The sequence below is a fragment of the Burkholderia sp. AU28863 genome (genome assembly GCF_002223195.1).
Lineage (GTDB): Bacteria > Pseudomonadota > Gammaproteobacteria > Burkholderiales > Burkholderiaceae > Burkholderia > Burkholderia sola.
Window position 1 is genome coordinate 158,984 of record NZ_NKFE01000005.1, and the last position, 12,853, is coordinate 171,836.

The window sequence follows — 12,853 nt, forward strand, 5'->3', positions numbered from 1 at the left end:
ACTGCGCAGTCAAACTCAGGCTTCCCGGAACGTGTGACCGCGACTGCCGACGGTGCAAGTGCGTCCCCGGCGAGTAGACATCTATCGGCGTGCAGCTTCACGCAGCGATGCAACTGGTCGGTCCCGAACAGCGACTTGATGGCGCGTTATACCCGTCGCGCCTATATCGGGGGCACGACGCGATGATCTATCGTTTGAGGCAGCTCACGCTGCTGCGAGCAAGTATCACGCTCGCCTCGACGCGTTTTACCGAGCATCCTATCTTCCCCATCGAGCGAGCCGGCGCCGAGGTGTGAGACGGGCATTTGCTTCAGGTAGCGATGCTGCGCGTGCTGAAAAGCCTGGATATCAGATCGATCTGATCCAGTTGTTCAATCCACCATTTCGACGCACGTCCTGCCTTATCCTCGCGCCAGCCGAGGTAGCAGTTTGTGTGCGCCCGCACGCCTGTTACCTGGCGCTCGACGAGCTTGCCCTGCCGTATCAACTCTTCGGCGACGGGCGCGGGCAGCATGCCGACGGCAATGCCTTCGCAAAGGAGGTCGATTTTGGCGGCCAGGTTCGGTACGACGATGACCGGTTGTCCGTCACGAATGGCCACCGATCTCGGTTCGAGGTCACGCGATGTATCGCTGATGACGACGCCGCGGTGACTTGAAATTGCGCCGCTGTCGAGTGGCTTTTCGTTCGCGGCAAGCGGATGATAAGGCGCCACGACGAAAACGTGACGTAACAGGCCGATCGGCCTTGCTGCAATGTTTGGCGCGTGTGGCGGCTCTCCCGCGGCGCCGATCGCGATATCCGCACGCCCCGTCACAAGCGCGTCCCATACGCCACCGAGCACTTCGGTCGATAAACGGAGCCGTGTCGTCATCTTCAGTTCGTAGAAAGCACGCACGTACGGCCACAATGAAGGCAACGGAAGAATCTCGTCGATGCACAGCCTGAACTCAGCCTCCCAACCCGCATGGACACTTCGAACCTTGCTTTCCAGATCCTGCCCGGCTCGCAGCAAACGACGACCATCCTCGACGAGCAGTCGCCCCGCCTCCGTCAACTGCGCACGCCGGCCGCTGCGATCAAACAGGGCGACGCCAAGATCAGCCTCCGTCTTTTGCACCAGGTAAGTCAATGCAGACGGTACGCGATGAAGCAGCGCGGCCGCTTCCGCGAACGTGCCCGCCCGGTCTATGGCATCGAGCACTTCGAGAACTTCAAACGACAATTTCAAAGCGATTACCTGTTAGATACGCCTCTGATGATCGACGCAGCCTGGGGTGCCGCTTGGTCGAGACTTCCCTCGCGGCTGCGGCCACTTAGCACGCCCGCCGTCGTGGCTCAGGCGGTTGCGGGGAGCGCCATTTTCGCAGCCGACACGACGCTTTGCCACTGATTCCTCGGATCACGCACGTCGGCCTGGCTGGACTTTGGGGCCACTGATACGAGGTGTTCAGGAACGAAAATCGGGCACAAGTCTATCAACGCCGGAAGTCAATCCATTCGGATTCGAAGGGCGGCAGCGGGATGGCGGCGACCACGTTCGGCGCTATTCGGTCATGAACGGACCGTCGGTTGACGCCTGGCGTCGCCATTCATGTGCCCCTTCCCCTTCAGAAAACGGTCATCCATGGCGCACGGCCCGGCGTGACGCATTCGATATGAAAAGCAGTGCTGGTGTCCGAGGAGGGTTTCGAATCCGTACGAGCCTGTCTCCGAGGCAAGCAATGCTACGCCCGCTTACGCGGATTCCTTCTCGCTATCGAAGCGCAGGCGAGCCGCCGTGACCTCGGCATGGTTCTCATCCGCCCATTGAATCAGGACGTTCAGTGCGTCGAACATCGAACGACCGAGGTCGGTCAGGCTGTATTCGACGCTCGGTGGCTTCGTAGGAAAGACCTCACGATACACGTAGCCGTCGCGTTGTAACTCATGAAGTGTCTGCGTGAGCATGCGCTGCGAAATGTCTGGCACCAACCGGCGAAGTTCACCGAAGCGATGCGGGTGCTCGGCCAGCGCCAACATCATCAGCGAACTCCATCGTCCGCTGATGACATCAACGACGTCGCGTATCGGGCAATTCGTCAAGGGGCCGTATTGGGTCCGCGCCTCGTCCAGCTTCGCTTTGAGTGTGCCAGTCAATGCCTTGGTGGTTCCCATTTGGTAACTATCTCCGGAAAAACTGCCTTCTTTACGGACGAGCTCAGACACTTGATTATCCAGTCACTCTCGAAACGAGAGCAACACTCATAAAGAGGATAGCCCATGAGCAACACCATTTTCGTGACCGGTGCGTCCGGCCACCTCGGTCAGCTTGTAATCAAACATCTCCTTGCACGCGGAGTGGCGCACAACCGCATTATCGCTGGCACCCGCAACCCTGAAAAACTTGCCAGCATGGCGGCTGCAGGCATCGAGATTCGCAACGCGGACTTCGAAGAAATGGAAGGCCTGCATGCAGCTTTCAAGGACGTCGATACCGCCCTCATCATTTCGACAGATGCAATGGACGGAGCAGGCACGCGAATAAGGCAGCACCGTAATGCCGTGGAGTCAGCCGTCGCGGCCGGTGTCCAGCGTCTCGCCTATACGTCGCTGCCCAATCCGGACAGCTCACTTGTGACTTTCGCGCCGGACCATCTGGAAACCGAGCGGACCATCAAGGCCACCGGTCTGCCATACGTGATTTTCCGAAACGGCTGGTATCACGAGAATCTGCTCAGTTCGCTTCCTGGCGCCCTAAAGAGCGGACAATGGCATTCAGCCACTAAAGGCGGGAAAACATCGTACGTGGGAAGGGAGGACATCGCTGAAGCGATCGCCGCCGCGCTGGACACTTCAATTTCCGATAGCCGGACCTACACGCTTACAGGCTCCGAGGCGCTGTCCAAGGAAGAAATTGCCGACATCGCTCGCCGGGCGACGGGCAAGCCTCTTGCAGTCGTCGATGTGACTGACCAGCAACTCGCCATGGGGCTGAAAGCGGCCGGTGTTCCAGACGTATTTATTCCAGTACTCGTGTCGTTCGAGGCGGAGGTTCGGGCCGGCAATCTTTCTATCGTCACGGACCATATCGAATCGCTCATCGCACGCCCTCCGAAGCGACTCGCCGACTATCTGAACGAGGCCAAGTCCAGCTATTCAGTCTGAACATCTTTCTGCGCTATGTAGAAAGAAACCCGGGCGGTCAGATCATCGGTCTCAGCAAGCGAGGCGATGAACGGACTGTTGTGCCTCGAAAGCCGCCGGAGAGGTCCAGTCGGTCCGTCGGACTGACCTGAGACGTTTCTTGTAGCCATCCGGCAATGGTTTTTTTGCGGATCCGAATGAGCAGGTCAAACTCGCTCGTCGTCAGCGATGCATATGGCTCGACGCTTGCTACTCGACTATTTTTCGTTTTTTGGGATGGCCGGCCGGGTGAAGAATCGATCTCCAGCCGTAAGAACAAGCTGATTTATTTCGATGCATCGGATGAGGACGACAGTGAAAGGTCGATCTCGCTGCCGCCCACTACGCTCGATTGGGTCGCGGCGAGAATTCCGATCCGGCTTCGCTGATACAGGTCCCGCTGCGCGATTGGTCGTCGCGTTGATGCGGTGCTGCCCATATGCTGGTTGCGCGTATGGCCATTGCCCTGCGCGCCGCAACTCATACTCCATCCACCCTCTTCAACAACTGCCACGGCCGCAAGACCCGTGAGGCCGGGCCACGGCCCGTGAAACGGCGTGCATGGAAATGCGGCCTCTATCTCGGCGGACAAACGACGTTCCCGGGGTATGGCGTACCCACTGCCATGCTTTCCGGAATCCAGGCGGCGGAAGCGGCGATGCAGGACAGGCGCGGGAACGCGTGATCGGCGTGTTGCGTGACCGTGGGCAGCATCCGAAGCCCGCATCGAACCCATGCCCGGTGTCGCCCCCACCCCCTATTTAATGACCAAACCGCAAGACCTAGTGCATAGATATCGTTTGCCGAGCCCTTAATGACTATCGACAATCGTGGCTCGAATTCACCGCCGCGGCGCCAGAAGCGTCTTGGCGGCCGGCACGCGGCGGCTATCCCGGCCTCCCGCGCCCACCCGCTCACGACGACATGTACGCGTTCACGCCCTCATTCCAAAACCCTGCCGGCTCGCCGATCCGCGAGTTGTTCAAGTACTTGTCCGAACCGGGCATGATTTCCTTCGCGGGCGGCTATCCGGCCAGCGACCTGTTCGACGTCGATGGCCTGAACGCGGCCGCCGAACGCGCGTACGCGCAGCCCGTCCGCTGTCTGCAATACGGTCCGACCGACGGCCTCGCCGAACTGAAGCAGCAACTGATCGCGCTGATGGCGCGTCGCGGCGTCGGGTGCACGCCGGCAGAACTGCTCGTCACGACCGGTTCGCAGCAGGGGCTCGACCTGCTGCTGCGCGTGATGGTCTCCCCCGGCGACGTCGTGCTGACCGAACAACCGGCGTACCCGGCCACGCTGCAGGCCATGCGTTTGCAACAGGCGCGCATCGTGACGATTCCCGTCGATGGCGAAGGCCTCGACGTCGATCGTCTCGGCGAACAACTCGCGTCCGGCGCGGTCGCGCAGCCGAAGCTGCTCTACACGGTCCCGACTTTCGCGAACCCGACGGGCGCGACGCTCACGCGCGAACGCCGGCTGAAGCTGCTGCGTCTCGCGGTGCAATATCGCTTCCTGATCGTCGAGGACGATCCGTACGGCGACCTGCGTTTCGCGGGCGAAGCCGTGCCGTCGATGCTCGCGCTGGCCGGCGAAGTGGACGGCGCACGCGACTGGCTCGTGCATTTCGCGAGCCTGTCGAAGATCGTCGCGCCGGGGCTGCGTGTGGGCTGGACGATCGCGCCGGCCGAAATCGCACGGCGCTGCGTGATCGCGAAGCAGACGGTCGATCTGTGCAGCGCGCCGTGGACGCAGGCCACTGCTGCCGAATATCTGGCGGACGGTGCGCTCGAACGCCATCTGCCGCGCATCACGGCCGCGTACCGGCGCAAATGCGACGCGATGTGCGACGCGCTGCGCGACGGCTTCGGCGATGCGATCGAATTCCATCGTCCGGAAGGCGGGATGTTCGTGTGGGCGCGGCTCGGCGCGGTGTCGTCGGATGGGCTGCTGCAACAGGCGATCGCCAACAAGATCGTGTTCGTACCCGGCAAGGCGTTCTTCGCGGACAACGTCGACGCGGCGTCGCTGCGCCTGTCGTTCGCCGCGCCGGACGTCGATGCGATCCGGGAAGGCGTCGCGCGCCTCGTGCGCGCGTATGGTGCGGCGCGGGCCGCGTGAGGAGACATCGACATGACGATCACCGTCAACGAAACGGTATCGACGAGTGCAGCACCGGGCGCGGGCGACAAGCGGCCGGCAAAGCATCGCTCGTCGCAGATCAGCGCCGGGCCGCAATATGTGGCCGACGTGCTCGGCCGCTTCGGCGCGGAGCCGGCAACCGATGCCGACGATGCGGCGCCGGTCGTGCTCGGCTACAACTGACCGGCACGGGGGCGGCGGCTCGCCACATGCGCGCCGTCGCCGACACAAACGGTTAAGCTTGCGCGATCGAAACACCGACGATCGCCGCCGCCTCATGTCCGACTCGACCTCCGAATCGCTCGCGCAAACCTACGACCGCGTCTGGTCCTGCCTCGAATCCGGCGTGAGCGTACAGCGTTCGCCGTTTACGATGCTGCAGGCGGCCACGCTCGGCCTCGATGGCGCGCCGAAGGTTCGGACGATCGTATTGCGTCAGGTCAATCGCACCGGGCGCGTGCTGTCGTTTCATACCGACGTGCGTTCGGCGAAAGTCGCGGAGTTGCGTCGCGATCCGCGCATCTCGATCGTCGCGAACGATCTCGATGCGCTCGTGCAGATTCGCGCGGAAGGTGTTGCATCGATCTGCGAGGACGAAGCGCAACGGCGCGCGATCTGGGCATCGAGCCGCCCGCATACGCTGCTGCTGTATCGCGCGCCGTTGCCGCCCGGCACGCCGATCTTCTCACCGGAAGACGCGCATGTCGACAGCGCCGCACCCACCGGCGACGGCTACGAAAACTTCTGCCTGATCCACATGACGGTCACGCGTATCGACTGGCTCGAACTCGCGAGTGCCGGCCATCGCCGCGCGGTATTCGATCTGAATGAAAGCGGCCGCGAAGCCCGCTGGATCGCACCCTGACGCTGGCCGAGCGCGCTCGATCCACTCAAGGCCGCCCGTCCGACGCGGCCTGGATCATCCACTCGCGCATCACCGCGATCGCATCGTCGTCGCGGCGCTCGGCCGGATACACGAGATAGAAGCCCATCGACAGCGGAAACGCGAAGTCGAACGGCTTGCACAGCCGTCCGGCGGCGATGTCGCGTTCGACGAGCGGCTCGGTCGCGAGCGCGATGCCCTGGCCGGCGACGGCCGCATCGATCGCGAGCGACGTCTGGTTGAAGCGCAACCCCTTGTGCGGATCGACGTCGACGGGTTCCGGCATCGCCGCGAGGAATTCGGGCCACAGGTCGTGCGCGTCGTGCAGCAGCACCTGCCCGGCGAGCGCGCGCGGCGAAGCCGGTGCGGTCAGCAGCGACGGGCTGCACACCGCGCACACGTCGAGCGGAAACAGCGCATGGGCGGCGAGATGCTTGCCGAACGGCGGCTTGCCGTAGCGGATCGCGAGATCGACGCCGTCGTGGCGGAACGTCGCGATCTGCGGATCGGCGATCACGCGCACGTCGTAGTCGGGATGCGCGTCGGTGAACTGCGCGAGCCGCGGAATCAGCCACTTCGACGCGAACGACGGCGTCGTGCTGATCGTCAGCGCCGCGCGCCGCTTCACGAGCTTGTCGGTCGCATCGGCGATCGCGTGCAGCGCACGCTGCACGTCGGAGAAATACGCGGCGCCGTCGTGCGTGAGCGCGAGGCCGCGCGGCAGGCGCTCGAACAGCTTCAGGCCGAGCACGTCCTCGAGGTGGCGCACCTGCTGCGCGACGGCGCCCTGCGTGACGCCGATCTCGTCGGCGGCGGCGCGGAAATTGAGGTGCCGAGCGGACACTTCGAACGCACGAAGCGCATTCAGCGGCGGCAGGCGGGAAGGGCGTGGCGGCATCGTCGGGCTGTAGAAAAACTATTGGCTGGCGGCAGAAATACTGGTTCGACAGCCGGAATCGATGCGCCTACATTACCACCATGGCGCGCCGAAGGGCGGCTGCGCGGCGGCAGAATCGAAACGAGGAGCGGATCGTGACTGTAGAAAAAGTAGCGTTGATCACGGCGGCGGGCAAGGGCATGGGCGCGGCGATCGCGCGCGAACTGGCGGCAACGGGCTATCGCGTCGCGCTGATGTCGCCGTCGGGGAGCGCGGTGGCGCTCGGCGAGGAACTCGGCGGTTTCGGCATCAAGGGCTCGGTGACCGAAGAGGCCGACATCGACAAGCTCGTGCGGGAAACGGTCGCGCGCTACGGCCGGATCGACGCGGTCGTGAACAACACCGGCCATCCGCCGAAGGGCGAACTGCTGGCGATCACCGACGACAACTGGCACGCGGGGCTCGACCTGATCCTGCTGAACGTGGTGCGCGTGATGCGCCGCGTGACGCCGATCTTCCAGAAGCAGGGCGGCGGCGCGGTGGTGAACATCTCGAGCTTCGCGGCGGACGCGCCCGAGCAGCCGATGCCCGTGTCGTCGGCGCTGCGCGCGGCGCTGAGCGCATGGACGCGCCTCTACGCGGAACGCTATGCGGCCGAGAACATCCGGATGAACGCGGTGCTGCCGGGCTTCATCGACAGCTGGCCGGAAACGCCGGAGATCGTCGCGCGCATTCCGGCCGGCCGCTTCGGCAAGACCGGCGAGATCGCGAAGACGGTCGCGTTCCTGCTGTCGGACGGCGCGGGCTACATCACCGGGCAGAACATTCGCGTCGACGGCGCGATCGTCAAGGCGCGCTGAGCGCCGCATCGGCGAGCAGCCGCGCAAGCGTGTTCGCTCGCCGTGCAGCCGCTACAAACGCGTACAAATCAGACAAATCCGGGATACATCAGACCTTTCAAATGGGCGACGCCGCGTGACATGGGCACGCCGGATTGAAAGCCTGAGCGCGATCCCCCGCGGCATGTTCACTTTCCACTTCACGAAAGGAGATGCCGAACGATGTCTTCCACACCGTTTTCCCCGATGCGTCGCCACCTGCTGGCCACTTCGGTGGCCGCCGGGGTCTCGGCGATGCTGCCCACCGCGCTGCATGCGGCCACCGGCGCGAGCGGCATACGCCCGTTCACCGCCCATATCCCCGATGAAGCCGTGGTCGATCTGCGCCGTCGCATCGTCGCGACGCGCTGGCCGGGCCGCGAGACCGTCGTCGACGAATCGCAGGGCGTGCGGCTCGAGCGCATGCAGGCGCTGCTGCGCTACTGGGGCACCGACTACGACTGGCGCAAGGGCGAGGCGCGCCTGAACGGGTTCCCGATGTTCATCACCGAAATCGACGGGCTCGACATTCATTTCATTCACGTGCGGTCGCGGCACGAGAACGCGATGCCGATGATCATGACGCACGGCTGGCCCGGTTCGATCTTCGAGCTGCTGAAGGCGATCGGCCCGCTGACCGATCCGACCGCGCACGGCGCCAGCGCCGACGATGCGTTCCACGTCGTCGTGCCGTCGCTGCCGGGCTTCGGCTTCTCGGGCCGGCCGACGAAGACCGGCTGGGGCTCCGACCACATCGCGCGAGCGTGGGGCGAGTTGATGGCGCGGCTCGGCTATACGCGTTTCGTGTCGCAGGGCGGCGACTGCGGCTCGGTGATCTCGCACCGGATGGCGATGCAGCGCGTGCAGGGTCTGGCCGGGATTCACGTCAACATGCCGGCGACGGTGCCGCCGGATATCGCGACGCTGCTCGCGATCGATGCGCCCGCGCCGGCTTCGTTGTCGCCGAAGGAGAAGGCCGCGTACGAGAAGCTCGCGACGTTCTATCGCGACAATTGCGGCTACTCGGCGATGATGGTCACGCGGCCGCAGACGGTCGGCTATGCGCTTGCCGATTCGCCGTCCGGGCAGGCCGCGTGGATGTACGACAAGATCTCGCAGTGGACGTATAGCGGCGGCGTGCCCGAACGCTCGATTCCGCGCGACGAGATCCTCGATGACATCTCGCTGTACTGGCTGACGAACACCGCGACGTCGGCCGCGCAGATCTACTGGGAGGACCACTCGAACAACTTCAACGCGGTGAATATCTCGCTGCCGGCCGCGATCACGGTGTTTCCCGGCGAGATCTACCAGGCGCCGCGCAGCTGGGCCGAGCGCAGTTATCACAACCTGATCTACTTCAACGAAGTCGACAAGGGCGGCCACTTCGCGGCATGGGAGGAGCCGGAATTGTTCGCGCGTGAAGTGCGTGCGGGGTTCCGGCCGTTGCGGCGCGTGTAAGCGGCGTTGCACGACGGACACGGGCCGGCCTGTTGCGCGGCCCGTGTTCGTTTCCGCCGAGCGGTCGCGCCGAAACGTCGTTTTCTCGCGATTTTTGAATCGCCGTGTGTCGTGTTCGCACACGGATACGTTGAGATACAAAGCCTTCGGACGGTTCGGATATAAAACCGGTGAAGCAATTCACAGGGCGGCGCGGCGCCATCCGCCGCCGCCGCGAACGACGACATCCGATTGCCCGCACGTGCCGCGGGCCTTTCCTTAGCGATCGACAATGGAGAACGAGTCATGACCGATACCGTGAACACCCGCCGCCGCCTGATCCTGGGCACCACGCTGGCAAGCCTGAGCCTGGCCGACCTCGGCTTCAGCGCGCTCGCGCATGCGCAGTCGGCGCCCGATGCCGCGGCGGCGAAGCGCTCGTCCGGCGTCGCGTCGCTGGGCACGATCCACCAGATCGACGCGGGCGTGCTCAACGTCGGTTATGCGGATCTCGGGCCGAAGCAAGGCCCGGTCGTATTCCTGCTGCACGGCTGGCCGTACGACATCTACAGCTACGCGGACGTCGCGCCGCTGCTCGTCGCGGCCGGCTATCGCGTGATCGTGCCGTACCTGCGCGGCTACGGCTCGACGACGTTCCGTTCGGCCGACACGGTGCGCAACGGCCAGCAGGCGGTGACGGCCGTCGACATCGTCGCGCTGATGGATGCGCTGAAGATCGACCGCGCGATATTCGGCGGTTACGACTGGGGCGCGCGCACGGCCGACGTCATCGCGGCGCTGTGGCCGCAGCGCGTGAAGGCGCTGGTGTCGGTGAGCGGCTACCTGATCGGCAGCCAGGCGGCGAATGCCAAGCCGCTGCCGCCGCAGGCCGAACTTCAATGGTGGTATCAGTTCTACTTCGCGACCGAACGCGGCGAACTCGGCTACGCGCAGAACCGCGATGCGTTCAACAAGCTGATCTGGCAACTCGCGTCGCCGAAGTGGCAGTTCTCCGACGAGACCTATGCGCGCTCGGCCGCATCGTTCCGGAATCCCGATCACGTGGCCGTCGTGATCCACAACTATCGCTGGCGTCTCGGGCTCGCGCAGGGCGAAGCGAAATACGACGACATCGAGCGGCGTCTCGCCGCCGGGCCTTCGATCAGCGTGCCGACGATCACGATGGAAGGCGACGCGAACGGCGCGCCGCATCCTGACCCGGCCGCGTACGCGAAGAAGTTCACCGGCAAGTATCAGCACCGGACCATCACCGGCGGCATCGGTCACAACCTGCCGCAGGAAGCGCCGCAGGCCTTCGCCGATGCGATCCTGCAAGTGGAGCATCTGTGATGCGGGCCCGCGTGGGAGGATGGCGGCGCGGCGCGCGCCGTGGGTTCGTCGCGGGCGTGCTGCTGGCCGGCGCGTGGTCGGCGAGCGGGCCGGCCGCGTTCGCGGAACAGTCGAAGCCGGCCGCGGCCGCGTCGCCGATCTACGGCGTGACGATTCCGCCCGGCTACCGGAAGTGGGAAATGGTCGCGCCGGCCGAAGAGGCCGCACCGCTCGACGAGTTGCGCGTGGTGCTCGGCAATCCGGTTGCGATGCGTGCGCTCGAGAAGGCGACGCTGCCGTTCCCGGACGGCACGATCCTCGTGAAGCTCGCGTACAAGCGCAAGCCGTCCGACGAGTTCCCGCCCGCGACGGTGCCCGGCCAGGCGACGACCGTGCAGGTGATGGTGAAGGACTCGCGCCGCTATGCGGCGACGGGCGGCTGGGGGTTCGGCCGCTTCATCAACGGCGTGCCGGCCGACATCGGCCAGCATCAGACGTGCTTTGCGTGCCATCAGGCGCGGGTAAAGAACCACGATTACGTGTTCACGCGGCTCGCGCCGTGACGTGACGCGTGAGCGTGAAGTGGACGGAAAGGCGTGCCCGGCGAGGCACGCCTTTTTTTCGTGGTGCGCGGCGCGGGGCGAAACGGATCGAATCGAATCGGCAAGCGCGTGTGTATCGCACTGTATCTGCGGTCGTTCCTGAAAAACTGACATGCAGAAAGCCCGGTTCCGGAAACATGCCGGATACGTGCGCGGGTTCTACTGTCGACATGCAGCAGATGTTCGGTGCCAGGCGTTCGCACCGGATGCCCAATGCTCGATACCTCAACTTCGTTCAAGGAGAACCTTCATGAAAGCCGCTCGAATCCTCGCCGTTGCCGTCCTCGCCGTCGCCCCCGCGCTGTCGTTCGCCGATACCGGCCACGGCCTCACGCGCGCCGAAGTGCGCGCCGACCTCGTCCGTCTCGAGAAGGCCGGCTACAACCCGGCCGGCAGCGAAGCGCACTACCCGGACGACATCGCCGCCGCAGAGAACGCCGCCGCGGCTGCCGAGCAGGTCGCGCGTTCCGACCAGAACGGCCCGTCGAAGTCGCAAGGCGACAACGTGGCCGATGCATCGACGCCGGCCGGCCATCGCGATGCCGTGCAGTCGCGCGCCGCACGCTACGCCGCCGACGACCTGTACGCGCATTCGTGATCCGCCGCCGCGCTTGCCGCATGCAGGCGCGGCCGCTCGGGCAGCACCTCATTTCAACGATACGATAAGGAACGGAGCATGACGATGGCCGGTTTGATGAAACGCGTTCTGGTATCCGCCGCGATGATCGGCGGACTGTTCGGTGCGGTCGCGGCGCAAGCCGCGCCGAAGGAAGACCTGAAGGGCACCAACGTCGTGCTCGTGCACGGCGCATTCGCCGACGGGTCGAGCTGGAACCGCGTGATTCCGCTGCTCGAGGCGCGCGGGCTGCACGTGGTGTCGGTGCAGAACCCGCTGAGCTCGCTCGCCGACGACGCGGCCGCGACGAAGCGCACGATCGACGAACAGAAGGGGCCGGTCGTGCTGGTCGGCCATTCGTGGGCGGGCGTCGTGATCAGCGACGCGGGCAACGACGACAAGGTGAAGTCGCTCGTGTACGTCGCGGCGTTCGCGCCGGACAACGGCCAGTCGATCGCCGACGTCACGCAGGGGCTGCCGGCACCGGCATGGGCCGGCGAACTGCGCAAGGACGCCGGCGGTTTCGCGCGGCTGTCGGACAAGGCGATCGCGCAGGATTTCGCGCCGGATCTGCCGCCCGCGCAGCAGCGCATCGTTGCCGCGACCCAGGGGCCGTGGTATGGCGGGTGCATCTCGGAGAAGGTCGCGCAAGCCGCATGGCATGCGAAGCCGTCGACGTTCGTCGTCGCGACGCACGACCGGATGATCGATCCGACGCTGCAGGAAGCGATGGCGAAGCGCATCGGCGCGACGGTCGCGCGGGTGAACGCGAGCCACGTCGCGATGCTGAGCCAGCCGAAGGCCGTGGCCGACGCGATCATCGCCGCCGCCGAGCGCGCGAAGCGGGATACGCAGTGAGCGCATGCGGCGCCGCGCTTTCGTGAGGAAGCGCGGCGCCGCGAGTGATTGTGATGTCCT

At 65.0% G+C, this 12,853-nt stretch carries 14 protein-coding genes; 11 read left to right on the forward strand and 3 right to left on the reverse strand.

Annotated elements, in window-relative coordinates:
• Nucleotides 1–310 precede the first annotated feature (310 nt).
• Complete coding sequence (locus CFB81_RS17215) at nucleotides 311–1,231, reverse strand: LysR family transcriptional regulator (protein WP_089435963.1); 921 nt, start codon at nucleotides 1,229–1,231, stop codon at nucleotides 311–313.
• Nucleotides 1,232–1,737: 506 nt separating this feature from the next.
• Nucleotides 1,738–2,157, reverse strand: a complete 420-nt coding sequence (locus CFB81_RS17220; protein WP_089435964.1) for a helix-turn-helix domain-containing protein — start codon at nucleotides 2,155–2,157, stop codon at nucleotides 1,738–1,740.
• A gap of 105 nt (nucleotides 2,158–2,262) precedes the next feature.
• Between CFB81_RS17220 and CFB81_RS17225 the strand changes: the two genes are divergently transcribed.
• The 5 genes from CFB81_RS17225 to CFB81_RS17245 all read left to right on the forward strand — a co-directional run bounded on the left by CFB81_RS17225 (nucleotide 2,263) and on the right by CFB81_RS17245 (nucleotide 6,175).
• On the forward strand, nucleotides 2,263–3,147 hold the full coding sequence (locus CFB81_RS17225) for an SDR family oxidoreductase (protein ID WP_089435965.1): 885 nt from the start codon (nucleotides 2,263–2,265) through the stop codon (nucleotides 3,145–3,147).
• Between the two features lie 176 nt (nucleotides 3,148–3,323).
• On the forward strand, nucleotides 3,324–3,554 hold the full coding sequence (locus CFB81_RS17230; protein WP_256122006.1) for a hypothetical protein: 231 nt from the start codon (nucleotides 3,324–3,326) through the stop codon (nucleotides 3,552–3,554).
• A gap of 535 nt (nucleotides 3,555–4,089) precedes the next feature.
• Entirely contained in the window at nucleotides 4,090–5,289 is a 1,200-nt protein-coding gene (locus CFB81_RS17235; protein WP_089435966.1) for a PLP-dependent aminotransferase family protein, read from the forward strand.
• A gap of 12 nt (nucleotides 5,290–5,301) precedes the next feature.
• Nucleotides 5,302–5,493 carry a hypothetical protein gene (locus tag CFB81_RS17240; RefSeq protein WP_089435967.1) on the forward strand — a complete coding sequence of 64 codons (192 nt, stop codon included), beginning with the start codon at nucleotides 5,302–5,304 and terminating at the stop codon, nucleotides 5,491–5,493.
• 94 nt (nucleotides 5,494–5,587) lie between these two features.
• Nucleotides 5,588–6,175 carry a pyridoxamine 5'-phosphate oxidase family protein gene (locus tag CFB81_RS17245; RefSeq protein ID WP_089435968.1) on the forward strand — a complete coding sequence of 196 codons (588 nt, stop codon included), beginning with the start codon at nucleotides 5,588–5,590 and terminating at the stop codon, nucleotides 6,173–6,175.
• Between the two features lie 25 nt (nucleotides 6,176–6,200).
• On the opposite strand, the gene gcvA is transcribed toward CFB81_RS17245, so the two are convergent.
• Nucleotides 6,201–7,091 carry a transcriptional regulator GcvA gene (gcvA, locus tag CFB81_RS17250; RefSeq protein WP_089435969.1) on the reverse strand — a complete coding sequence of 297 codons (891 nt, stop codon included), beginning with the start codon at nucleotides 7,089–7,091 and terminating at the stop codon, nucleotides 6,201–6,203.
• Between the two features lie 134 nt (nucleotides 7,092–7,225).
• Here gcvA and CFB81_RS17255 point away from each other — a divergent pair, with 134 nt between their 5' ends.
• The 6 genes from CFB81_RS17255 (at nucleotide 7,226) to CFB81_RS17285 (ending at nucleotide 12,793) form a co-directional block, all read left to right on the forward strand.
• Entirely contained in the window at nucleotides 7,226–7,930 is a 705-nt protein-coding gene (locus tag CFB81_RS17255) for an SDR family oxidoreductase (protein WP_069618947.1), read from the forward strand.
• 201 nt (nucleotides 7,931–8,131) lie between these two features.
• The gene (locus tag CFB81_RS17260) at nucleotides 8,132–9,409 is read left to right on the forward strand and encodes an epoxide hydrolase family protein (RefSeq protein WP_069618946.1); all 1,278 of its coding nucleotides are present in this window, start codon (nucleotides 8,132–8,134) and stop codon (nucleotides 9,407–9,409) included.
• A gap of 285 nt (nucleotides 9,410–9,694) precedes the next feature.
• Nucleotides 9,695–10,738: an alpha/beta fold hydrolase gene (locus tag CFB81_RS17270; RefSeq protein ID WP_089435970.1), complete on the forward strand. Its 1,044-nt coding sequence runs from the start codon at nucleotides 9,695–9,697 to the stop codon at nucleotides 10,736–10,738.
• Nucleotides 10,738–11,280 carry a cytochrome P460 family protein gene (locus tag CFB81_RS17275; RefSeq protein ID WP_069618944.1) on the forward strand — a complete coding sequence of 181 codons (543 nt, stop codon included), beginning with the start codon at nucleotides 10,738–10,740 and terminating at the stop codon, nucleotides 11,278–11,280. Before CFB81_RS17270 ends, CFB81_RS17275 begins: the two co-directional genes overlap by 1 nt.
• A gap of 289 nt (nucleotides 11,281–11,569) precedes the next feature.
• Complete coding sequence (locus CFB81_RS17280; RefSeq protein WP_069618943.1) at nucleotides 11,570–11,917, forward strand: DUF4148 domain-containing protein; 348 nt, start codon at nucleotides 11,570–11,572, stop codon at nucleotides 11,915–11,917.
• Between the two features lie 84 nt (nucleotides 11,918–12,001).
• Nucleotides 12,002–12,793, forward strand: coding sequence for an alpha/beta fold hydrolase (locus CFB81_RS17285; protein ID WP_089437042.1), 792 nt, complete (start codon nucleotides 12,002–12,004; stop codon nucleotides 12,791–12,793).
• The last annotated feature ends 60 nt before the right edge of the window (nucleotides 12,794–12,853 follow it).